The organism is Alteribacter keqinensis (assembly GCF_003710255.1).
In the GTDB taxonomy this organism is placed as follows: domain Bacteria; phylum Bacillota; class Bacilli; order Bacillales; family Salisediminibacteriaceae; genus Alteribacter; species Alteribacter keqinensis.
Window position 1 is genome coordinate 1,351,024 of record NZ_RHIB01000001.1, and the last position, 22,603, is coordinate 1,373,626.

Here is a 22,603-nt window from a genome sequence, read left to right on the forward strand (position 1 = left end):
TCTGTAACAGGTGTTTTGGTGGTTTAATCACAAAGAGCTACTAAATCGTATCACAATTTAGCAGCTCTTTCAATAAACTTTACACTTTTTTCACAAAATTCTGAATTGTTGCCAATGCACGCTCACCGTGGGCTTCATAGCGCTCTTTTTTGTTTTTAATGCGCTTTTCAAATGGCGGAAGAAGACCCATGTTTGCATTGATCGGCTGGAAGTTATCCGGGTTTGCCGTCGTAATGTAGTTGACCATCGCGCCTGTCATTGTCTCCGCAGGAAAGACTGCCAGTTCTTCTCCTGCAACAAGCTTCGCAGCGTTAATACCGGAGACAAGTCCTGCTGCGGCGCTTTCCACGTACCCCTCTACACCTGTCATCTGACCGGCAAAAAACAAGTCGTCCCTGTCTTTATACTGATAGGTGGGGCGAAGAAGGTTCGGTGAGTTAACAAATGTGTTTCTATGCATCACGCCGTAACGGACAATTTCTGCATTCTCCAGTCCCGGGATTAATGAAAAGACTTCCTTTTGCGGACCCCATTTCATATGTGTCTGAAAACCGACAATATTGTAAAGGGTTCCTGAACTGTTGTCCTGTCTGAGCTGAACAACAGCATAAGGACGTTTACCTGTCTTCGGATCTTCCAGACCCACAGGCTTCATCGGTCCGAACAAGAGTGTTTTCTTTCCCCGGCGCGCCATCACTTCAATCGGCATACACCCTTCAAAGAACATCTCTTTTTCAAAGTCTTTAACCGGCACTGTTTCTGCATTGATCAGTGCGTCATAGAAGCGGTCAAATTCCTCTTCAGTCATCGGGCAGTTCAGATAAGCTGCTTCCCCTTTATCATAACGGGACTTGAGGTAGACTTTATCCATATCAACCGAGTCCGTTTCAAGGATCGGTGCTGCCGCGTCATAGAAATAAAGATGCTCTTCTCCTGTAAGGGCCTTAAGTTCATTCGAAAGGCTCTCAGAGGTAAGGGGGCCAGTAGCAATAATCGTCGGGCCATCCGGAATCTTCGTAATTTCTTCAGAAAAAACCGTTACATTTTCATGGCCTTTTACACGGTCTGTAACAAGCTGGGCAAACTCATGACGGTCTACTGCAAGTGCTCCCCCTGCAGGAACGGAACAATCATCAGCAGACCTGATAATGACAGAATCCAGGTGCCGCATTTCTTCTTTCAATATACCGACGGCATTTGCCAGTCCGTTGGCTCTCAGGGAGTTGCTGCATACCAGCTCTGCGAATTTATCTGTATGGTGGGCAGGTGTCTGCTTTTTTGGACGCATTTCGTACAAGTGAACCTTTACGCCGCGCTTTGCAAGCTGCCATGCAGCTTCACTTCCCGCAAGACCTGCTCCTATTACATTTACGTGTTGTGTCATATTAATCCTCCTCAATAACAGTACAGTCATCCGGACAACAGGGTTCACTCGACTGTTATTTGTTCACGAATCAGTTCTTACTACGCCTGCTAATATACCTTATCAAATAAAGAAATGCAAGAACAACAGGGCATACATGTATACACAGGAAAGAAGGGCTGCCCCCTGGAGCGGTTTTAAGGATTGTTTATTAAACGAGCCCCTGTAAAAGAAATTATGGAAGGGGGTTATAACCCTTTATTGACATTCAGATGCGTTGTAATAATCAGGGGAACAGGATAACTCAGCTGAATAAGACCGTATACCTATTTTCATGTACAATATTGTGAATAAATCAGCATGGTTGTCTGTTTTATTCCCTCTTCCTTTAGCGTACAGAATTTAAGATTAAGCCAGCCCTTCTCTTTTCACGTGGAGGTGGTGCCGGTGACTCCTCGTCCGATTCAAAAAACCAAAAAGAAAAGAGCCCTTTATGGGCCCTTTACCTAATATGTTAGTTTTGTTCCTCTTTGTAATCACATTCGGAACATTGTACGTGGATGCCTTTTTTGGTCTTTTTCTCGACAAGCATTTTTGAACATTTCGGGCACGTACGGTTAATCGGTTTATCCCAGGAAATGAACTCACATTCCGGATAACGGTCACATCCATAAAAAATGCGTTTCTTTTTACTTTTACGTTCCACAATATTTCCTTCGTTACAAGTCGGGCACTTCACACCGATATCTTTTACGATCGGTTTTGTGTTGCGGCATTCAGGAAAGTTGGAACAGGCCATAAATTTACCATAACGTCCCATCTTAAAGACCATTTCATGCCCGCAATTTTCACAATCCTCGCCTGCCGGTTCGTCTTTGATCTCTACTTCTCTCATCTCTTCTTCTGCTGTTTTCAGGCGTTTTTCGAAATCTTTGTAAAAATGATCAATGACCTGAACCCAGTTTTCCTTACCGTCCTCAATTGAGTCAAGGTCCGTTTCCATCTTTGCCGTAAACTCCACATTCAGGATTTCCGGGAAGAATTCAATGATCAGATCGAGAACGATGGTACCAAGCTCTGTAGGTACAAAACGTTTATCTTCAAGTGCAACATACCCTCTACGCTGAATCGTATCCAGCGTCGGTGCATAAGTTGACGGTCGCCCGATACCGAGCTCCTCCATCGTCTTTACGAGACGCGCCTCAGTATAACGCGGCGGCGGCTGGGTAAAGTGCTGGTTCGGATCAATCGTTTCCACAACGACCTCTTCCCCCTGTTCAAGTTCAGGCAGCCAGCGGTCTTCTTCTTTCTTACCATCATCTGTGCCTTCAATATACACTTTCATAAAACCGGGGAACTTCAGCTTCGATCCGTTCGCTCTGAAAATCACACCGTTGTTTGAGAGATCCACACTCAGGGTGTCCATCACCGCAGGAGCCATAAGGCTTGCTACAAGGCGATCCCAAATCAGTTTATACAGACGGTACTGGTCTCTGGAAAGATATGACTTGACGTTTTTCGGATCTTTCATCACAGAAGTCGGCCGGATCGCTTCGTGAGCATCCTGTGAATTGGCACTTTGTTTCGATTTTTTTTGTTCGGTATTAATGTATTCCTTACCGTAATTGGCTTCGATGTAGTCTTTTGTTTCATTTTGTGCCGTTTCTGAAACCCGTGTTGAGTCGGTACGCATATACGTGATTAAACCGACGGTACCTTCTTTTCCTACATCAATACCTTCGTAAAGCTGCTGAGCGAGCATCATCGTTTTCTTTGCTCTGAAATTCAGTTTACGGGCAGCTTCCTGCTGGAGTGATGAAGTGGTAAATGGTACGACCGGGTTGCGTTTGCGTTCCCTTTTCGTAACTTTATCCACGGTGAACGAATCACCTGACAGCTTGTTGAGAACAAGGTCTACATCTTCTTTCGTTTTTAATTCCGTCTTTTTCCCGTCGACTCCATAAAACTTCGCTTCAAATGATTCGTCATTTTTATTCAGTTCCGCCTGTATTGACCAGTACTCTTCGGGCTCGAAAGCTTCGATTTCCTTTTCCCGGTCAATAATCATTTTGACAGCTACACTCTGCACACGACCTGCACTCAGACCCTTCTTAACTTTCTTCCATAATAACGGGCTGATATTGTAACCGACAAGACGATCAAGAACTCGCCGTGCCTGCTGGGCATCCACTAAATCCATATTAATGGTTCTTGGTGTTTTAAACGAATCTTTAATAGCTTGTTTGGTAATCTCATTAAAAACAACTCGGCATTTTGATTTATCGTCAATATTCAGGCTGTGGGCAAGGTGCCATGCAATGGCTTCCCCTTCTCTGTCGGGGTCAGCTGCAAGATAAATCTTTTTTGCTTTTTTCGCTGCTGTCTTAAGTTCCTTAAGAACAGGGCCCTTTCCACGGATGGTGATGTATTTAGGGTTGAAGTTGTCTTCCACATCTACACCCATCTGACTTTTCGGCAAGTCAATAACATGTCCCATCGATGCTTTTACTGCATATTTCTTTCCTAAATATTTACCGATTGTTTTCGCTTTAGCCGGGGATTCGACGATCACTAAGTAATCGGACATAATGTTGTTCCTCCCCTTCAGAGGTAAAATCGTTCAAATATAGTAAAATCAAATCTCCACTATTATTAACTACACATTTATGATTTGTCAAACATGAAAACGGAAAAAAACGGTTATTACTCCTTTCAAAACCACTTAAAGCCTTGTTGTATCTTCTTTTTGAATTTTCAGGCTACACGTGTACTTGTTTGATATTTATTCACTTTTTTCCGGATTCCATACCTTCTTTTTTAAATTTCTTCTATTATATCTTCTGCAGACATAACCGTTTTTGCTCCTTCCTGGATGAGTCTCAGGCAGCCTGCGGCCTGCTTTTTTAAAGGTGAACCGGGAACGGCAAGAACCTCCCTGCCCTGTTCAAGTGCACAATTGGCTGTAATCATCGAGCCGCTTTTTTCATTGGCTTCGACAATGAGAACAGCTTTGCTGATGCCGGAGATGAGTCTGTTTCGTTTTGGAAAATGCCATCGTTGAGGTTTTGTTTCAGGCGGGTATTCACTGAGGATGAGGTTTTCATTCTTGATTGATCTGGCTAATGGTGTATGAGATGGAGGATAAATGTGGGTAAAGCCTGAGCCGAGGATTGCCATTGTCGCTACGTTGTTTTTCAAAGCCCATTTATGTGCAAATCCATCAACCCCTTCTGCAAGACCTGAGACGATCAGAAGCTCATCAGCGGGGATCGGGTTCAGCAGCTCTTCTATAATCGGCACAGCTTCAGGAGAGGGTCTCCTTGAACCAATTACAGCGAGGGGAGACGTTTTTTTAAGTATGCTCAAATTTCCTTGATAAAACAATACAGCAGGAGGATCGTATATCATCTGGAGACGGACAGGGTAATGGGGGTCATTCCGGGTCAGGAAGCCTATGCCCTGCTTTTCCAGCTCCAAATGGAGGTTGCGGTGCCTAAGTTGCTGAATGTTTTTGTATATTCGTTCTGCCCGGTCCAGGCGCAGATTTAAGGCTGCCATAAGAGAGGCGGCAGACATTTGAAAAGGGGCTTTCAATTCAGGGTCGAGTGCGTACATACGTTCTGTTATAAGGGCATCAGCATGTGTCGCATAATGGAGGATCAACATGCGCTCATTCAAATAATTCATTTGTTTACCTGCCTTCGTAATAGAATTGGAATAACATAATGGGGCGCTCAGGAGGAATGAAAAAGAGGCTCCCCCGGAAGCCGGGGGAGGACTCAGTTAATACGTGTTATTTATGAGTAACACACTTTTCGTAAATACCGTTGTCTTTCAGGGAGCTGATAAGCGTTTCTCCCATAACTGCAGGAGTTTGTGCTACTTTCACACCGCATGCTTCAAGTGTTTTGATCTTCTCAGCCGCAGTTCCTTTACCACCGGAAATAATTGCACCGGCATGGCCCATACGTTTCCCTGGAGGTGCAGTCTGACCGCCGATAAATCCTACTACCGGCTTAGTCATGTTCGCTTTGATCCACTCGGCCGCTTCTTCTTCAGCTGTACCGCCGATTTCACCGATCATGATGACTGCATAGGTGTCATCGTCTTCATTGAATTGCTTCAATACATCGATGAAGTCCGTACCGTTAACAGGGTCTCCGCCGATTCCGACAGCTGTAGACTGGCCGATACCTTCAGTGGAAAGCTGGTGAACCGCTTCGTACGTTAATGTACCAGAGCGGGAAACGACACCAACGTGCCCTTTTTTGTGAATGTATCCGGGCATAATACCGATTTTACACTCGTCAGGAGTAATAACTCCTGGACAGTTCGGTCCGATCAGGCGTGTTTCTTTGCCTTCTAGGTAACGTTTTACTTTAATCATATCAGTTACAGGAATACCTTCTGTAATTGTAATAACAAGATCAATGCCGGCGTCTGCCGCTTCCATGATTGCGTCTGCTGCAAATGCAGGGGGAACGTAAACGACTGAAGCATTTGCTCCTGTTTTTTCAACAGCATCACTTACTGTATCAAATACTGGAATACCTTCTACTTCTGTGCCGCCTTTACCCGGTGTAACGCCACCTACAACATTCGTTCCGTATTCAACGGCCTGTTTTGTGTGGAACAGCCCGGTAGCCCCGGTAATACCTTGTACAATTAGTTTTGTGTCTTTATTAATAAGGATACTCATCTGCTACCCGTCCTTTCTTACTCTTTAACAAGAGAAACGATTTTTTCTGCACCATCAGCCATTGAGTCAGCTGCTGTAATGTTCAGTCCTGATTCTTCAAGAATTTTCTTTCCAAGATCTACGTTTGTTCCTTCAAGACGCACCACAAGAGGAAGCTCAAGTCCCATCTCTTTCGTTGCTGCAACGACACCTTCGGCAATGATGTCACACTTCATGATTCCGCCGAAAATGTTTACGTAGATTCCTTTTACGCTTTTATCGGAAAGAATGATTTTGAACGCTTCAGTAACCTTCTCTTTTGTTGCTCCGCCACCTACGTCAAGGAAGTTTGCCGGGTCACCGCTGTAATGCTTAATGATGTCCATTGTGGCCATGGCAAGTCCTGCACCGTTAACCATGCATCCGATGTTCCCGTCAAGAGCAATGTAGCTGAGATCATGTTTGGATGCTTCAATTTCCTTTTCATCTTCTTCTTCAAGATCGCGAAGTTCAACAATGTCTTTTTGACGGTAAAGAGCGTTGGAATCGAAATTAAGCTTCGCATCCAGTGCCATGACTTTTCCGTCCCCTGTTGTAACAAGCGGGTTGATTTCTGCAATAGAGCAGTCTTTTTCTTCAAATGCTTTATAAAGTCCCATCATGAACTTTACCGCGTCGCGGACAAGCTCTTTTGGAATGTTAATATTAAATGCAAGACGGCGTGCCTGGTACGGCATAAGACCTACAACAGGATCAACAACCTCTTTAAAGATTTTTTCAGGTGTTTTTTCGGCAACTTCTTCAATCTCTGTGCCGCCTTCTTCTGAAGCCATCATTACAATACGGGACGTATCGCGGTCTACAACGAGTCCTACGTAATACTCGCTTTTAATATCACAGCCCTCTTCGATGAGTAAGCGCTTAACTTCTTTACCCTCAGGACCAGTCTGATGCGTGACTAATGTTTTACCGAGAATCTCTTCGGCATATGTACGAACGTCGTCAAGATTTTTCGCCACTTTAACACCGCCGGCTTTTCCGCGGCCACCTGCGTGGATTTGTGCTTTGACAACGGTTACATCAGTGCCTAGCGATTTTGCTGCTTCGACAGCTTCTTCTACTGTGTAAGCCACTTTTCCGTTAGGAACTGCGACACCATAATTTCTTAAAACTTCTTTGCCTTGATACTCATGGATATTCATTGCCATCCTCCTAACTTAATTGTCCCTGCATCTTCTTTTCCCTCTCCTTCAGAGAGTTCGCTAATCGTTCACAAACCCTTTGGGGAAAATAAAAAATTACAAAATATTTCGTGCGGGAAACGAAGAAATTTGTATATGCTTCGTTGCACAAGTTTTATTTTACTATACTTTTGTCAATTTTGTGAATCGATTGCTCAATTTTTTTCAGGAAATTTTGGAACCAGGTTGTAACAAGGGGTAAAAAAGGGCGTTATTTACTTTTTTGTCAGCTTTATAGAACAAGAAAAATGATTTTCGTTCCTGATCAATCAACACTTATATTGTCATTTATCAACTCTTGTTTAAAAAGACATAATGCAGCCGGGATGCCTGAGACTCTGGCGGTTGTGGGGGCTAGGGTGAGACCCCGCAATGCGGAGGAGTCCACTGAAAAAGTCAAAGTTCGATAATAACATCACCACTTTAGGTCTCTAATTGCAACATAAAAATTGGATTTGATTTTTTATTGTGAAAAAGGTCATTTTCGTTTTTTAAAAAGTGTTGATTGGAGCGAATGTGCGACACTCCTGAGGGAGACAAGCGAGTTCCGGGGAGACCAAGCAGACACGAGCGCTGCTTCATGGGTAAACTGCGAGTTGCTTCAACGCAGACCACTTCAAAATATAGCTGGCAGAGGAAGAAGCAGTATGTCAAGGAGGCTCCCGAACCGCCCCCGGAAAGTGCAATGAGAGGAAATCAACACCTTCCTTTATTAAAGAAAGTGGACTTTTTCAGTGCCTCGGCGGAGCATGAGGAAACTTACCGGCACCTCCGCAGAAAGCGAAGGGCATGAAGGCTGCAAATCAACCTTTTTTATAAACGTAGAAAATAACCCGATTACTGAAAGTCTTTTGTAACAAAAAAGAGATCACCCATACCTGGACGATCACTCTTTATAGCTGCGCTCCTGCATAACGCGGGCGTCAGTCTGTCTTTTTGTACCGGGGAACGGACTTTCAGGATTTATGGGGCTGCCTGATTTTACGTTTAAAGAATAACTGCTGCTCTCTTTGTTTACCTTCTTTTTTTCCGATTCGGTTTTTTTATTCCGGGATTTCATTTTTTATCTTTTTTCAGTTTCTCGATTACACTTCGGGTTGCATTTTGTGTAATCTGATCGGATTCACCTACAGAGCGGTAAACGCCAAACTCCTCTGCAATTTCAGCACGGTAGCTGTTCATGTATTCCTCAACACCGTCGACAAGCAGGCCGTTACGAAAATTTTGATTCTTTTCCATTATGTGTTCCTCCTTCAGGGCATTTATTCTTTTCTAACATGTCCTTTTTTAACGGATCTACACATGAAAATGTTTCCTGCTTCTTTTTCCTGTATTCTTTATCGAGATTGTATACGAATGCAAACACTTCCGCTACGGCATGGTACAAATCCTCAGGAACCTCCTCATTGATTTCAAGCTTACTGAGCAGTTGCACCAGTGATTGGTCCTCCAAAACAGGGAGATCGGCTTCTATTGCCTGTCTGATAATGTTGTGAGCCACATACCCCCGGCCTTTTGCCTTTACAACAGGAGCACTCTCCCGGTCATACCTCAGGGCAATGGCGCGCTTTCTTTTTATGTATTCATTCTCATTCATACTCTGATATCAATCCCTTTGTGAAAACCCTTCTTTTGTGGGATCGTTCTCTTGGTTTCTCTATTATGATCATCAGGCTGCTTCCAATGTACCGAGGACAGTCTGTAATCCCCTTTTAGGAGAGCAGCTTCAAGCAGCGGTTTGAATTTTTCCAGAGCAGTTACCGGTTCCGGAAATTGATTAAAAAGTGTCAGTGTTACAATACGCTGCTGGATATGAACATCAGCAATTGTTTCCTTTAAGCCCTCCAGCTCAAGATAAAAAAGGATTCGGCAGTGGTTACTGTCCCAGCCCCCCTCCTCATTTTTCCGTCCCTCCCACTGGATAGTAACGTTCTGTGTGAGGTCGCCAAACTTTACAGGAATATAGAAGAGATGGTGGTGAAGGGAGTGGTTATTGTCTATATTCAAAAGCTGCATACCCGTCAGGCGGTGCACGAGTGAACGGGCAAGGCCTCTTTGTTCTTCAGTGATTCCTTTTTCTCCGAGAAACTGCAGCAGGCGTGCTTTCAGATTTTCAGCAGTTTCCCCGCCCGCTCCTTTTTGTTGAAGATTACGTTCATATAATAAGCCCAGGCTGCTCAGAAACGTATGTAATGGTGGCGGGAAGATAGGACGGCCATTTGACTCGGACATTCCTGTAAAAGCTTTTTCAAGGCTTTGAACCAGGGAAGCATGTTCAGGCTGGCCTTTAAGAGCTGTAAGGAGCTGCTCCAACGAATGTCCGGTACTTCCTCCCCCATCAAGGACTGCCAGGCTCATAAACGTCTCCTTTGTAAATGGAAGCTGATTCTGGGCCATATGGGACAAGGTATGAACAGTCGTTTTCTCAGGATACGGGCTGTTATGAAACAAAGATGCCCCCTCAATGATATGGCTCCTTGAGAAGGGAACTCCGGAAGCAGTAAACATTCGGAGCAATTTATCCTCCACACCGCTTTTTTGGAGTCTCCACTCGTTTACTAGAGCCTCAGAGGAACCGGGAAGGGCCTGCGAAGTGGCTGACTGGCTGCTATTCAGGACCTTGAGTTTCGGAATGCCTCCGGTGGAAGCAACCTCAAACCAATAAGTACGATCTCTTACCAGTCCCACTTCAAGTCTGGCATTTACAGGAATGCTGCCATACTGAATGGTGGCAAGGTTGTTCGGATAAAGCTGTTTGACTGTTCCCTGGAGAATTTGGCCTTTCCCAAGACGGAGACCGCTTTTTTCTACTCTCACCATACTTTCAAACGTCTGTTGTACCCAAGCAACGTTCATCTTGAACCCACCTTTAACATTTTCACATGAGATCTTTTACAGGTGCAAATGACTTTCTGTGTTCTTTTGTAATTCCTGCCGTTCTTAATGCCGTAAGATGGTCTTTCGTTCCGTAACCCATATGCTTATCAAAGCCATACTCAGGAAGCGTGCCGGCCAGTCTGGTCATATACTGATCCCGCTCGACCTTTGCCACGACAGAAGCGGCTGCAATGCTTACACTTTTTGAATCTCCTTTGATCAAAGACATCTGTTCTGTCGTAACGGGCAGTGTCATCGCATCGAGAAGAAGGTAATCCGCTTCTTTTTTCATATCGATTATGGCTCTCTGCATGGCAATTTTAGTGGCTTCGTAAATATTGTAATGGTCAATCTCCTTTGCCGTTGCCACACCGATGCCCACGGCTTCTGCTGTTTTCTTAATGATGCTTGCAAACTGCTCCCGCTTATCTTTGGATAACTTTTTTGAATCCGTAAGACCAGGAAGGTAAAAATCATAAGGGAGAATGACGCTTGCTGCAATAACCGGCCCGGCCAAAGGTCCTCTGCCCACTTCATCAATACCGGCAATGGCTTTAAATCCGTTATGTTTCAGGTTATCTTCATATGTATTCATGGTTGCAAATTGTTTGGCTAAAACTTTTTCTTCTGCAATGCGCTTATAATAGGACCGCAGGGCAACCTGCACGCCTTTGCGTGTGTCGTCCTCAAGAGCTCTTATAAATTCCGGATCTGCTGTATCGTGTAATTTTTCTTTAATTTTACTGACACTCATTTTTTTTATTTCGATCATGGTATCCTCTCCTTTAAATATCGGTACATTCTCTTTTTATGTTAAGCTCTGTATGGGTTAAAACATAATACTGTATTGGACATTGGTGGTGATTTACACCCCAATTGCTCCGATTAGTATCTGACACATCACCAATGGCCTGCAGACAAAAACAAAGAGGCTGGGACATAAAGAAAGTGTTTAGCTGAGAATTCGAACAATGCGCGAACATAGCGGATGAAATATACGCAGACTCCCTCGGGATTAAAAGAAAGCCACTGAAAAAGTACAAAACAACTTTTTCAGTGCCTTTTATTTGAGTGGCAATGGCTTCAGCGGTTGCGCGACTGTTACGAGAAACCCACTCATACCAGTCTTTTAAAAAATGCAACCGTTACGCTCATTGCTTAGAAGGCACTGGAAAAGTTAAGGATCGAACTTTTACAGTGCCTTCTGAAAAGCAAAGGTGAGACCCCGCAGTGACGAGCGTTTCCTTCATGAAAATGCGACGAGCTGCTTCGACGCAGACAGTTGCAAAGGTTAGCTGGCAGAGGAAGAAGCAGGTGTGCTGGAGGAGGCTAACCCGCTTCCAGCGGAAAGCGAAGTATATTTCAGGAGCGATTTATTAGCGCCGCTTTGGTTTGTTCGGATTCTCGTTGACTAAAACACTTACGTCCCAGCCCCAAAACAAAGGCACGCCATAGGCGTGCCTTTTCACAGTTTAAGGCTGTTCTAAAGTCAGGCGGCCGAGCTTTCCGGAACGAAAGTCACGGAATACAAGCTCCGCTGTACGGTCGTAATCCACAAGCCCGCCGCTTACAAGGCATCCTCGTTTCTTTCCGATTTCATCAAAAAGCTCGACAATGTCATCAGGCACTTCAGTAAGATTATAACGGTCTTTCAGAATTTCAGGATACGCTTCTTTTACATACTTCAGAAAGAACACTGCAGTTTCCTGAAAGTCAAAGATCTCCTCTTTAATTGCACCTGTCAGAGCAAGGCGGAATCCAACAGCCTCGTCATCGAACTTCGGCCATAGAATCCCGGGAGTATCGAGAAGCTCCATTTCCTTGCCGACTTTAATCCACTGCTGACTTTTCGTCACGCCGGGACGGTCACCGATCTTTGCAATCTTCTTGTTTGCAAGACGGTTGATAAGTGTGGATTTACCAACGTTTGGAATACCGAGAATCAATGCACGAACCGCTCTTGGCTTCATCCCTTTACGGATCATTTTTTCGATCATAGCGGAGGCCTGTTCTTTTACAGCCGGGGGAATGCCTTTAATGCCTTTCCCCTTTTGGGCGTCCACTTCAATAACGACATGACCTTTGTCTTCAAAGTGTTTGCGCCACACCTTGTTCATGTTCGGATCTGCCAGATCGGATTTATTCAGGATAATCATTCTCGGCTTACCCTGGGTAATCTCATCGATAACCGGATTTCTTGATGAGAGGGGAATGCGTGCATCTACAAGCTCAATGACCACGTCAATCAGCTTCATTTTTTCCTTAGCTTCCCTCTTTGCCTTGGCCATATGGCCGGGGAACCACTGTATGGACATATGTGACAACTCCTAGTTTACAATTCTGAACTCGTTAAACGGCCAGAACACAAAATTTGCTTTGCCGACCACTTCGTCATATGGAATCGTTCCTATATGGCGGCTGTCTTTACTGTGCTGGCGATTATCTCCGAGCACAAATACATGGCCTTCAGGGACCGTTGATTCCCCTGTAAGCCCTTCGAGTGTAAAGTCCCCAGTAAAGGGTTTGTTATGAGCGTTTTCCTTATAATCATCAAGGTAGGCTTCTTCCACAGGTTCGCCATTAATGTAAAGCACATCGTTTTCATAGGCTACATGATCTCCTGGAAGGCCGATAACCCTTTTAATATAGTCTTTACTTTGTGTAGCATGAAAAACAACAATATCAAACCGGTCAGGCTCTGAAATGCTGTACCCGATTTTGTTTACGATCATACGGTCATTATGCTCTAATGTAGGCATCATCGATTCACCATCCACCACAATGGGCGCGAAAAAGAAATAACGGATGACAACGGCTAATAATAATGCAACAGCAACAGCTTTCAGCCATTCCCATGATTCTGACTTCGCCATATGTACTTGCCTCCAGACAGATGTATACTTTCATTCTTTATTATTGTAATCGATAAACCTGCTGTTTTCCATATAAAATCCACGTCTTGAAAGGAAGTGGGTCATTCACACTATGTGAAGGCACTGAAAAAGTTATTTTGTACTTTTTCAGTGGCCTCCTATGTAAAAAGGAGCCTCGGACAAAAGCCCAGGCTCCTCTTCTTTGTTCGTTTAAGCTTAGCGTTCTTTGATTCGAGCTGCTTTTCCGCGAAGTGCACGCAGATAGTATAGCTTCGCACGACGTACTTTACCTTTACGAGTCACTTCGATCTTGTCCAGACGAGGTGAATGTACTGGGAATGTACGTTCTACTCCAACACCGTTGGATACTTTACGAACAGTGAACGTTTCGCTGATTCCAGTTCCGCGGCGTTTGATAACGACACCTTGGTAAACCTGGATACGCTCGCGAGTTCCCTCCACAACTTTCACGTGTACACGAAGAGTATCTCCGGCACGGAATTCTGGGAGGTCACCTTTTAATTGTTCTTTTGTAATATCGCGAATAATCTGTTCCATTTGCTGTTCGCCTCCTTCCCTCCAGATGTTCTTGTCATAGTGCGACAGCGGAGCATCTTGATAACTGCAGCTTTTTAGCCACAAGGTATATAATAGCACAGCAGAGCTGTGACTACAACTTTTTTTTACTCTTCTTCTGCACGAAGTCTGGCAATAAATGCGAGGTCTTCTTTAGTAAGTTCCATTTTATCTAAAAGGTCAGGTCTTCTTGTAAACGTCCTTCTGAGAGACTCTTCCCTGCGCCACTGTTCAATACGCTCGTGGTGACCGCTTAACAGGACATCGGGAACGTCCATTCCGCGAAACGTTTTCGGCCTCGTGTAATGTGGATGCTCAAGAAGCCCTGTGCTGTGGGAGTCGGTTACGGCGCTCATTTTATTGCCCAGAGCACCTGGCAAAAGACGTGTAACACTGTCAGCCACAACCATCGCTCCCAGTTCTCCGCCAGTAAGTACGAAATCACCGATAGAGATCTCATCTGTGACAAGATGTTTCCGGATACGCTCATCATAGCCTTCGTAATGACCGCATAAAAAGATCAGATGTTCTTCTTTCGCAAGTTCTTCTGCTTTTTTCTGATCATAACGCGCCCCCTGGGGACACATGAGAATCACTCTCGGCTTTTCCCCTTCTTTACTATGGAGTTCAACCGCATCAAAAAGAGGCTGCGGTGTCAGGACCATTCCCCCGCCGCCGCCGTATGGATAATCATCCACCCGGTTATGGCGGTCTGTGGTGAAGTCCCTGAAGTTTACAACGTCAAAGGAAACGACTCCTTTTTTCTGAGCCTGCCCGAGAATGGAAGTATCAAATACCCCTGCAAACATTTCAGGAAACAGGGTGAGCACAGTCATCTTCATTCGTCGATCAAGCCTTCCATCAGTTCGATTGTAACCGTTTTTTCCGTAATATCCACGCGCTTCACAACGCTTTCAATATAAGGAATGAGGACGTCTTTCGCACCGCGCCGGGAGACAACCCAGACGTCATTGGCGCCGGGAGAGAGAATCTCTTTAATATCCCCGATCTGTTCCCCGTCTGTGGTTTGAACGGAACAGCCGATAATGTCGGAGTAAAGAAACTCTCCTTCTTCAAGTTCCGGGGTTTCATCTTTTGACACCTGCAGCAGGGAGCCTTTAAATGATTCTACATCATTCACATTGTCAAGGCCTTCAAACGTGAGCAGTTCAAACTGCTTATGTTTTCTGTGACTTTTTATCACAACGGGTTCCCGCTTGTTTGTTGCGTTTTTAACGAAAAGCTCTGTTCCCGGTTTATATCGTTCCTCAGGAAAGTCCGTGCGGGAAATCACCCGGACTTCACCGCGAATGCCGTGAGTATTCACAATCTTACCCACGTTTAACCAATCAGTCGTCATCTTGCATGCCGCCTTTACGAATTTCATGTACCATGCCGTTTTTTACGACAATCTCGGTACCTTTCATAATTTCTTCCCAGTTATCGCCTTCTTCAACCTCTTCAATCATTTGAATAGAGCCTTCACGGACTTCTGATCCGAGCTCCAGTTCATCAAGCTGACTGAGTTTCATTTCAAGCTGGCGGATGCGCTCTTTACGACGCTGCATTTCCCTCTGGAAACTCTGCTTGAGGGAGTTTTGATAATTGGCGTTCGCTTTATTATCCTTCAGTTTTTTATGAAGAACAAATTCAAGCTGCTGAAGCTCTTTGTTCAGCTGGTACTGTTTTGAAAGAAACTGCTCTTTCAGACGGGTCTTACTCGTTTCTGTCAAGATCTGTTTGACAACCACCTTTTTTAAAATCTGCACGTTGTCACCTCCAACTATCCATAATGAACGCTTTGCATACATAAAAAGGGAGAGGAAATTCCCCACCCTTTAACCAATTTCCAAGTTAATACGCTTGTTCTGGCTTACTCCTGCTGCATAGACAACAGAACGAATTGCTTTTGCAATACGGCCTTGTTTTCCGATCACTTTTCCCATGTCGTCTGCGTGAACGGAAAGCTTTAGTGTGAGTGAACGGCCTTCATCGTTTTCAGTGACATGGACATCTTCAGGATGATCTACAAGGGCTTTAGCAATAGATTCTACTAATTCTTTCATAGTCACTCACCTCATTTATAGCAGAGGTTCAAAGATGCGGGTCACGCTGTCTTTGAACCTGGCTGCCTGTTAGACGAAAAACTTATTTTGCGTTTTTCGCGTTATGAAACTTTTCCATCAAACCAACGTTTGAGAAAAGGTTGCGAACAGTGTCAGAAGGTTTAGCTCCCTCTGTCATCCATTTCAACGCTTTTTCTTCGTTTACGTCAAATTTAACTGGGTTTGTTAACGGGTTATATGTTCCAATCTCCTCGATAAAGCGACCGTCACGTGGAGAACGAGAGTCCGCTACTACGACACGATAAAAAGGAGATTTTTTAGCTCCCATACGCTTAAGACGAATTTTAACTGCCATGTGTTTCACCTCCAAATCGAATTAACACAATTAAAGATATTATCATAGTTTGTGCGAGTTCACAACCCCCGTAAAGGAAAAAACCTTAACACAGGTAAAAAAATCTGTGAACCCTTATAAAAAAGGAGTTTCAGCTTACATAAAGGGGAATTTCATGTTGCCTAAGCCGCCTTTTTTCTTCTTGCCCTTCTGCTGCATTCCTGACATCTGCTTCATCATCTTCTTCATCTCACCGAACTGCTTGATAAGCCGGTTGACATCCTGAATGGATGTACCGCTCCCTTTTGCAATCCGGCGTCTGCGACTTGCATTCAGAATCGACGGGTCTTCTTTTTCTGCTTTGGTCATGGAACGGACAATCGCTTCTATCTGACCGATCTGTTTATCATCGACCTGCACATTTTTTAAGCCCTTCATCTTGCCAGCGCCGGGCATCATGTTAAGCAGTTCATCGAGAGGTCCCATGTTACGGACCTGTCCCAATTGCTCAAGGAAGTCATCGAATGTAAGCTCATTGGTGCGCATTTTACGCTCGAGCTCTTTGGCCCGGGCTTCATCTACGTTCGTCTGAGCCTTCTCAATCAGGGTAAGAACGTCTCCCATACCGAGAATACGGGATGCCATACGGTCCGGGTGAAACGGTTCGAGCTGGTCGACCTTCTCTCCCATACCGGCAAACTTAATCGGCGTATCCGTAACAGCTTTAACGCTGAGTGCCGCCCCGCCTCGTGTATCACCATCAAGCTTTGTAAGAACCACCCCGGTAATACCGAGCCGTTCATTAAAGCTTTCAGCTACGTTTACTGCATCCTGACCAGTCATAGCATCCACAACGAGGAGAATCTCGTCGGGCTTGGCCAGTTCTTTTATCTCATCAAGCTCACCCATCAGATCTTCATCAACGTGAAGACGGCCGGCTGTATCAATGAGAACATAATCATTGTGCTCTTCTTTTGCTTTCGCAAGAGCTTCCCTGGCAATTTCAACAGGGCTTACCTGATCTCCCATGGAGAAGACAGGCATATTAAGCTGTTTCCCCAACGTTTCCAGCTGCTTAATAGCTGCCGGACGGTAAATATCTGCTGCAACCATTAACGGATTGCGGTTGTGCTTTTTCCGCAGATGGTTTGCGAGCTTTCCTGTTGTCGTTGTCTTACCTGCACCTTGAAGTCCGACCATCATAACAACGGTAGGTGACTTCGGGGCAACGGCGATCTTGCTCTGTTCGCCGCCCATAAGTGCAGTCAGCTCTTCATTAACAATTTTAATAACCTGCTGTCCGGGTGTGAGGCTTTCAAATACATCTGCCCCGACTGCCCGTTCTTTTACACGAGCGATAAAATCCTTTACAACTTTAAAGTTAACATCCGCTTCCAAAAGGGCAAGCCTGACCTCACGCATCATTTCTTTAACGTCTTGTTCAGATACTTTCCCTTTACCGCGGATTTTATTTAAAGTTCCTTGGAGCCGCTCCGCTAAACCTTCAAAAGCCATTCGGTTTCCCCCTATTCAAGTTTGTCCAGGGTGTGGAGGACACGAAGGATCTCTTCTTTATCTCTCTTTGCTTCAATAAGCGTGCGAAGCTCTTTTAATGCTTCATTACGCTTTTGGTACCGCGTAAATAGCGAGAGTTTCTCTTCGTATTCTTCCAACAAAGCCTCTGTGCGTCGTATATTATCATACACTGCCTGCCGGCTCACTTCAAAGTGTTCCGATATTTCCCCGAGGGACCAGTCATCCAGATAATACATTCTCATGTAATTGTTCTGTTTGTCAGTTAACAGGGACTGATAAAAATCGTACAGGTAATTAATTCGGATTGTTTTTTCAATCACAGGACGCACCGCCTTGTTAAGTGAATATCCTTTACATACTATATCTTACAAGGCGGAAGAAGGCATGTCAAGAAAAAATCTTGACGCCTCTTTAATCCTCTTCTGCAAGCTCTTCAGCCTGCTCCAGCACATCGGCAAAAAGACCGTGAACATACTGATCGGCTTCAAACTCCTGAAGATCTTCCATTCCTTCTCCCAGACCGACAAATTTAACTGGGATATCAAGCTCATTGCGGATGGCGAGAACGATCCCTCCCTTTGCAGTTCCGTCGAGTTTCGTAAGTACAATCCCCGATACGTCAGTTGACTTTGAAAACGTTTTAGCCTGGCTCATGGCGTTTTGCCCCGTCGTGGCATCGAGGACGAGGAGAACTTCATGAGGGGCATCAGAAATCTCTCTTGAGATGACCCGCTTTACCTTCTCTAGTTCGTTCATCAGGTTCACTTTGTTTTGAAGGCGGCCGGCTGTATCACAGAGAAGGACGTCCGCCTTACGTGACTTTGCTGCCTGGATCGCGTCAAACATAACCGCCGCCGGGTCACTGCCGGCCTGCTGTTTAATCACATCAACGCCGACCCGCTCTCCCCAGACTTCGAGCTGTTCAATAGCCCCTGCACGGAAGGTATCCCCGGCTGCCATAACGACATTTTTCCCTTCCTGTTTAAAACGGTGTGCAAGCTTTCCGATTGTAGTCGTTTTCCCGACACCGTTTACTCCGACGAAAAGGATAACTGTCATTGTATCCTGCATATTCAGCTTTGTTTCATTCTCGGACTTCTGAAGCATTTCTGCAAGCTTTTCGGAAATGACCGGCTGAATGTCTTTTGCATCTTTAATGTTCCGGCGTCTAGCTTCGTCTTTGAGCTCATCGATTAGGTCCATTACGGTATGGACCCCCACATCAGCTGAAATGAGGATGTCTTCGAGTTCTTCAAAGAACTCTTCATCCACAGTCCGGTAGTTTTTCACGAGTTCATTCATCTGACCGACAAAGGAATCTCTCGTTTTCGTAAGGCCGTCCTTAAACTTATTCGTTACACTGTCTGTCTGTGTTGTAATTTTTTCTTTTAATTTTTTAAAAAAGCTCATTTCTTATCCTCCATCCTAGTCGGAGCCGACTAAGGCTTCCGTTTCTTCCAGTCTGACACTTACCAGATTTGAAACTCCCGACTCCTGCATCGTAACCCCGTACAGCACATCTGCTTCTTCCATCGTTCCTTTACGGTGGGTAACGACAATAAACTGGGTGTCCCTGCTGAATTCCTTAAGGTATTGGGCAAAACGGGCCACATTGGCGTCATCGAGAGCGGCTTCCACCTCATCAAGAACACAGAACGGAACCGGTCTTGTTTTTAAAATACCAAACAACAGAGCGATCGCGGTAAGTGCCCTTTCCCCTCCTGACAGAAGGCCGAGGTTTTGAAGCTTCTTCCCAGGGGGCTGGGCAACAATATCAACTCCGGTGGCAAGAAGATCGTCGGGGTTTGTCAGGACAAGATCTGCCCTTCCTCCGCCGAACAGCTGGACAAAAACATCTCTGAAATGCTCCTGAATCTGGTAAAACGTTTCTTTAAACCTGCGGATCATTTCACTGTCCATTTCTTCTATTACCTGAAGAAGAGTGGCTTTACCATGCTCCAGATCCTCTTTTTGTTCCTTCAGAAAATCGTGCCGTTCTTTAACTCTGTCATACTCCTCGATCGCTCCGACATTTACACTTCCGAGCTCTTCGATGGCAAGTTTAATGAGCTTAACTTTTGTCCGGGTTTCTTCAATCGACAGTGTGGAGTTGTCTTTTGCCTTTGCTGCTTCAAACGTGAGTTCATATTCACCTTCCAGCTTAGCCAGACGATTGTCCAGTTCCACGTCTGTGCGGTTTACGAGCACTTCTGTTTCATGAACAGCATCTGACATTTGTTTCAGCTGACGCTTATATTCCCTTAGAACCACTTCTGTATCATCGTGATCCTGCTGCAGGCCTAACCGGTCGGATTTCCGTTTGGATATCAGCCTGATCGTCTGCTCTTTTTCCTGCTTTCGTTTGGCGATGATTTCTTCAAGTGTTTCCCCGTCATCCGCCTGCGAATCAATTTCCCGCCTGAGCTGGTCATACTCCTCTGTCCGGTAGGAAAGATCTTTTTTTACATCGTTGAAGGACTCGGTAAGTGAAGTTAATGACTGCTCAAGATAGTGAAGCTGTTCCTGCTCTTTCGTTTCCATGATCCTCAGGTTTGTGAGTTCTTTTGAAAGGCTTTCTTTTGATACAGCCTGTTCCGCCTGTTTCTTGGATACTCTTTGAATCTCTTTATTTAATTCTTCGGTCTTTTCTACTGCGGCCGTAATTGCCTCATCGAGTTCTTTCAGGCGGGATTCCTTTTCTTTTCGTTCCCGCTCAAACTCTTCTTTTTCCTGATCATATATTTGAAGGCGGTCATTTAAACTGTTGATCGCCAGTTCCAGCTCTTTGGACTTCCCTTTTTCATCCTGCTCCTGATCTCTTGTTGCTTCGCCTCTTTTTCTTGCAAGGTCTGCTTCCTGCTGGAGGGCTGACAGCCTTGCTTTACGATTCTTTACATCCGCCTCGGCTTTTTGAACATCCTGCTCGAGTCGGGTAAGCTTAGCCGTCATCCTTTCCAGTTCCTGCTGCCTTCCAAGGAGCTGGCTTTTCTTTTTAACCATGCTTCCGCCGGTCATTCCGCCACCGGGATTAATCACATCCCCTTCAAGAGTGACAATTCTGAAACGGTAACGGACGAGCCTTGCGATTTCATTGGCCCCTTTCAGGTCCTGTGCGACAATCACATTGCCAAGAAGCTGCCCGATGACATTTTCATAGCGTTCGTCAAAGGAAACAAGATCTTTAGCCACTCCTGCAAAAGCAGGGTGATTGGAAACCGCCGTCAGGTCTCCGGATGGAAGTGTCCGGGGCTTCATAACATCCATAGGAAGAAAAGTTGCCCTTCCCAGGCCGCGTTGCTTTAAGAAACCAATTGCTTTGCGGCCTGTGGCTTCATTTTGTACAACTACGTGCTGCTGGGCTGCACCCAGGGCAATATCAAGAGCGGTTTCATGCTCTTTTTTTACATCGATAAGCTCTGCGACTGCTCCCTCAATACCCGAAGACTTCCGGTCCCGCTCTTTCAGGATTTCTTTTACACCCTGGAAGAAGCCCGAGTAGTCACTCTGCATGTCTTCCATAAACTCTTTTTTCGAGCGGAGCTGCTCTGCATGACGGTAAGCCTCATAGAGAAGAGTTTCTTTCTTCCGGTATTCCTGCTCCTCATGTTCAAGCTTTGCCTGAAGGTTACGGAACAAGGTGACAGACTGATCGATCTCTTCTTTTATCCGGGCATAGTATTCATCCTGCTTCTCTTTATCACGCGTGTAATGCTCCCGTTTTACAAGAAGGTCCTTGTTTTCCTGTTCAAGGCGTTCTTCTTTAAAGGACTGTTTTTCGAGCTGTTCGGTGAGATACCGCTTTTCGTTCTTCAGAGAAGCTGCTTCATTTAGATACTCTATGTACTCACCTTTAAGGCTCTCAATTTTTTCTTCTGTATCCTCCGAAAGCTTTTCGTACAGTGCCTCTTGTTTTTTTCGTTCCTTTTCTGTTCTCTTCAGCTGCTTCTTGGCTGCTTCTGCCTTTTCGGACTGAACGTCACATTCACGGGCGAGCTTCTCTTTTTGTTCCTTAAGCTTTTCCAGCTCTTCTTGAAACTGTTCCCGGTTTTTTGCGAAGTTTTTTTTCCGCTCTTTCCAGACCTGCTTCTGTCCTTCCTGCTTTTCGAGTTCTTCACTCGTGTTCAAAAGAACGTCCTGAAGCTTCTGAATGGAGTCCTCAATGTCCTGGATGTCGCTTCTGAATGCTTCTACCGCATCCTCTTTTTCTTTCACAGCACGGGTAAGGTTCTCTTCTTTTTCACGAAAAGAAACGAGTTTTTCTTTTTCCGCAGTCCATTTTTCGTGGAGATGTTCAATTTCCTTTACAAAAAGGCCTATTTCAAACTTTTCAAGCTCTGCTTTTTTCTCTAAATATTCTTTCGCAACTGATGCCTGCTCACGAAGTGGTTCAACCTGACCGTGAAGTTCGTAGAGAATATCCTCTACACGGTTTAAGTTGTCCTGCGTATCTGCAAGTTTCTTTTCTGATTTCAGCTTTCGCGTTTTATATTTGAGTACCCCTGCAGCTTCTTCAAAGATTTTACGGCGTTCTTCAGGTTTACTGCTCAGGATTTCTTCAATTTTCCCCTGGCCGATAATAGAGAAGGATTCTCTGCCGAGTCCTGAATCCATAAACAGGTCTACGATATCACGGAGCCTGCACGGCTGTTTGTTGATCAAATATTCACTTTCACCTGACCGGTACACCCGGCGCGTTACACTTACTTCACTGTAATCAATAGCCAAATGCTGCTCTTCGTTATTTAACGTAAGCGTGATTTCTGCCATGTTAAGGGGCTTTCTTAAATCCGTACCGGAGAAGATAATGTCTTCCATTTTTCCGCCCCGGAGATTTTTTGCTGACTGTTCGCCGAGTACCCAGCGAATACCGTCTGATATATTACTTTTACCACTTCCGTTCGGACCGACTACAGCGGTCACCCCGGAAACAAAGTCGATCGACAGTCGGTCGGCAAACGATTTAAAGCCGACCAGATCGAGACGTTTTAGGAACAATGCCATCCACCTCATTTAACTTATTGCATCGACGAGGGGTTTTTCGTCTTAACTCGTCTATTTT

General features: G+C 45.0%; 21 protein-coding genes. All 21 read right to left on the reverse strand.

Annotated elements, in window-relative coordinates:
• Nucleotides 1–79 precede the first annotated feature (79 nt).
• A complete protein-coding gene (gene trmFO, locus EBO34_RS06620; protein WP_346725797.1) occupies nt 80–1,414 on the reverse strand; it encodes an FADH(2)-oxidizing methylenetetrahydrofolate--tRNA-(uracil(54)-C(5))-methyltransferase TrmFO in 1,335 nt (444 codons plus the stop codon).
• A 463-nt stretch (nt 1,415–1,877) separates the two neighbouring features.
• Complete coding sequence (gene topA / locus EBO34_RS06625) at nt 1,878–3,950, reverse strand: type I DNA topoisomerase (protein WP_122897123.1); 2,073 nt, start codon at nt 3,948–3,950, stop codon at nt 1,878–1,880.
• Nucleotides 3,951–4,180: 230 nt separating this feature from the next.
• On the reverse strand, nt 4,181–5,050 hold the full coding sequence (dprA, locus tag EBO34_RS06630) for a DNA-processing protein DprA (RefSeq protein WP_122897124.1): 870 nt from the start codon (nt 5,048–5,050) through the stop codon (nt 4,181–4,183).
• A 106-nt stretch (nt 5,051–5,156) separates the two neighbouring features.
• Nucleotides 5,157–6,062, reverse strand: coding sequence for a succinate--CoA ligase subunit alpha (gene sucD / locus EBO34_RS06635; protein WP_122897125.1), 906 nt, complete (start codon nt 6,060–6,062; stop codon nt 5,157–5,159).
• A 17-nt stretch (nt 6,063–6,079) separates the two neighbouring features.
• Nucleotides 6,080–7,243 carry an ADP-forming succinate--CoA ligase subunit beta gene (sucC, locus tag EBO34_RS06640; RefSeq protein ID WP_122897126.1) on the reverse strand — a complete coding sequence of 388 codons (1,164 nt, stop codon included), beginning with the start codon at nt 7,241–7,243 and terminating at the stop codon, nt 6,080–6,082.
• A 1,095-nt stretch (nt 7,244–8,338) separates the two neighbouring features.
• Nucleotides 8,339–8,521, reverse strand: coding sequence for a hypothetical protein (locus EBO34_RS06645; RefSeq protein WP_122897127.1), 183 nt, complete (start codon nt 8,519–8,521; stop codon nt 8,339–8,341).
• Nucleotides 8,496–8,879, reverse strand: a complete 384-nt coding sequence (locus tag EBO34_RS06650) for an EscU/YscU/HrcU family type III secretion system export apparatus switch protein (protein WP_122897128.1) — start codon at nt 8,877–8,879, stop codon at nt 8,496–8,498. Before EBO34_RS06650 ends, EBO34_RS06645 begins: the two co-directional genes overlap by 26 nt.
• A complete protein-coding gene (locus tag EBO34_RS06655) occupies nt 8,876–10,138 on the reverse strand; it encodes a hypothetical protein (RefSeq protein WP_122897129.1) in 1,263 nt (420 codons plus the stop codon). Before EBO34_RS06655 ends, EBO34_RS06650 begins: the two co-directional genes overlap by 4 nt.
• A 22-nt stretch (nt 10,139–10,160) precedes the next feature.
• Nucleotides 10,161–10,931, reverse strand: a complete 771-nt coding sequence (gene rnhB, locus EBO34_RS06660) for a ribonuclease HII (RefSeq protein WP_122897130.1) — start codon at nt 10,929–10,931, stop codon at nt 10,161–10,163.
• A 700-nt stretch (nt 10,932–11,631) separates the two neighbouring features.
• Entirely contained in the window at nt 11,632–12,474 is an 843-nt protein-coding gene (gene ylqF / locus EBO34_RS06665) for a ribosome biogenesis GTPase YlqF (RefSeq protein ID WP_122897131.1), read from the reverse strand.
• A 12-nt stretch (nt 12,475–12,486) separates the two neighbouring features.
• Complete coding sequence (gene lepB / locus EBO34_RS06670) at nt 12,487–13,032, reverse strand: signal peptidase I (RefSeq protein WP_122897132.1); 546 nt, start codon at nt 13,030–13,032, stop codon at nt 12,487–12,489.
• Between the two features lie 216 nt (nt 13,033–13,248).
• Nucleotides 13,249–13,590, reverse strand: a complete 342-nt coding sequence (gene rplS, locus EBO34_RS06675) for a 50S ribosomal protein L19 (RefSeq protein WP_122897133.1) — start codon at nt 13,588–13,590, stop codon at nt 13,249–13,251.
• Between the two features lie 125 nt (nt 13,591–13,715).
• Nucleotides 13,716–14,450: a tRNA (guanosine(37)-N1)-methyltransferase TrmD gene (trmD, locus tag EBO34_RS06680; protein ID WP_122897134.1), complete on the reverse strand. Its 735-nt coding sequence runs from the start codon at nt 14,448–14,450 to the stop codon at nt 13,716–13,718.
• Nucleotides 14,447–14,968, reverse strand: a complete 522-nt coding sequence (rimM, locus tag EBO34_RS06685; protein WP_122897135.1) for a ribosome maturation factor RimM — start codon at nt 14,966–14,968, stop codon at nt 14,447–14,449. The genes trmD and rimM overlap by 4 nt, the downstream gene beginning before the upstream one ends.
• On the reverse strand, nt 14,958–15,377 hold the full coding sequence (locus EBO34_RS06690) for a YlqD family protein (RefSeq protein ID WP_122897136.1): 420 nt from the start codon (nt 15,375–15,377) through the stop codon (nt 14,958–14,960). Before EBO34_RS06690 ends, rimM begins: the two co-directional genes overlap by 11 nt.
• Before the next feature lie 69 nt (nt 15,378–15,446).
• On the reverse strand, nt 15,447–15,674 hold the full coding sequence (locus EBO34_RS06695; protein WP_122897137.1) for a KH domain-containing protein: 228 nt from the start codon (nt 15,672–15,674) through the stop codon (nt 15,447–15,449).
• A gap of 82 nt (nt 15,675–15,756) precedes the next feature.
• Nucleotides 15,757–16,029, reverse strand: coding sequence for a 30S ribosomal protein S16 (rpsP, locus tag EBO34_RS06700; RefSeq protein ID WP_026689927.1), 273 nt, complete (start codon nt 16,027–16,029; stop codon nt 15,757–15,759).
• A gap of 135 nt (nt 16,030–16,164) precedes the next feature.
• Nucleotides 16,165–17,523 (reverse strand): signal recognition particle protein, encoded by a 1,359-nt coding sequence (gene ffh / locus EBO34_RS06705; RefSeq protein ID WP_122897138.1) that lies wholly within the window; start codon nt 17,521–17,523, stop codon nt 16,165–16,167.
• 11 nt (nt 17,524–17,534) lie between these two features.
• A complete protein-coding gene (locus EBO34_RS06710) occupies nt 17,535–17,864 on the reverse strand; it encodes a putative DNA-binding protein (protein ID WP_122897139.1) in 330 nt (109 codons plus the stop codon).
• A gap of 91 nt (nt 17,865–17,955) precedes the next feature.
• Nucleotides 17,956–18,954, reverse strand: coding sequence for a signal recognition particle-docking protein FtsY (gene ftsY, locus EBO34_RS06715; RefSeq protein ID WP_122897140.1), 999 nt, complete (start codon nt 18,952–18,954; stop codon nt 17,956–17,958).
• Nucleotides 18,955–18,969: 15 nt separating this feature from the next.
• On the reverse strand, nt 18,970–22,539 hold the full coding sequence (gene smc / locus EBO34_RS06720; protein WP_122897141.1) for a chromosome segregation protein SMC: 3,570 nt from the start codon (nt 22,537–22,539) through the stop codon (nt 18,970–18,972).
• Nucleotides 22,540–22,603: the final 64 nt, after the last annotated feature.

Excerpts from the sequence above, each read along its gene's own strand:
- trmFO (WP_346725797.1), bottom strand. The coding sequence starts at position 1,414 with ATGACTGTACTGTTATTGAGGAGGATTAATATGACACAACACGTAAAT.
- topA (WP_122897123.1), bottom strand. The coding sequence starts at position 3,950 with ATGTCCGATTACTTAGTGATCGTCGAATCCCCGGCTAAAGCGAAAACA.
- dprA (WP_122897124.1), bottom strand. The coding sequence starts at position 5,050 with ATGAATTATTTGAATGAGCGCATGTTGATCCTCCATTATGCGACACAT.
- sucD (WP_122897125.1), bottom strand. The coding sequence starts at position 6,062 with ATGAGTATCCTTATTAATAAAGACACAAAACTAATTGTACAAGGTATT.
- sucC (WP_122897126.1), bottom strand. The coding sequence starts at position 7,243 with ATGAATATCCATGAGTATCAAGGCAAAGAAGTTTTAAGAAATTATGGT.
- EBO34_RS06645 (WP_122897127.1), bottom strand. The coding sequence starts at position 8,521 with ATGGAAAAGAATCAAAATTTTCGTAACGGCCTGCTTGTCGACGGTGTT.
- EBO34_RS06650 (WP_122897128.1), bottom strand. The coding sequence starts at position 8,879 with ATGAATGAGAATGAATACATAAAAAGAAAGCGCGCCATTGCCCTGAGG.
- EBO34_RS06655 (WP_122897129.1), bottom strand. The coding sequence starts at position 10,138 with ATGAACGTTGCTTGGGTACAACAGACGTTTGAAAGTATGGTGAGAGTA.
- rnhB (WP_122897130.1), bottom strand. The coding sequence starts at position 10,931 with ATGATCGAAATAAAAAAAATGAGTGTCAGTAAAATTAAAGAAAAATTA.
- ylqF (WP_122897131.1), bottom strand. The coding sequence starts at position 12,474 with ATGTCCATACAGTGGTTCCCCGGCCATATGGCCAAGGCAAAGAGGGAA.
- lepB (WP_122897132.1), bottom strand. The coding sequence starts at position 13,032 with ATGGCGAAGTCAGAATCATGGGAATGGCTGAAAGCTGTTGCTGTTGCA.
- rplS (WP_122897133.1), bottom strand. The coding sequence starts at position 13,590 with ATGGAACAGATTATTCGCGATATTACAAAAGAACAATTAAAAGGTGAC.
- trmD (WP_122897134.1), bottom strand. The coding sequence starts at position 14,450 with ATGAAGATGACTGTGCTCACCCTGTTTCCTGAAATGTTTGCAGGGGTA.
- rimM (WP_122897135.1), bottom strand. The coding sequence starts at position 14,968 with ATGACGACTGATTGGTTAAACGTGGGTAAGATTGTGAATACTCACGGC.
- EBO34_RS06695 (WP_122897137.1), bottom strand. The coding sequence starts at position 15,674 with ATGAAAGAATTAGTAGAATCTATTGCTAAAGCCCTTGTAGATCATCCT.
- rpsP (WP_026689927.1), bottom strand. The coding sequence starts at position 16,029 with ATGGCAGTTAAAATTCGTCTTAAGCGTATGGGAGCTAAAAAATCTCCT.
- ffh (WP_122897138.1), bottom strand. The coding sequence starts at position 17,523 with ATGGCTTTTGAAGGTTTAGCGGAGCGGCTCCAAGGAACTTTAAATAAA.
- ftsY (WP_122897140.1), bottom strand. The coding sequence starts at position 18,954 with ATGAGCTTTTTTAAAAAATTAAAAGAAAAAATTACAACACAGACAGAC.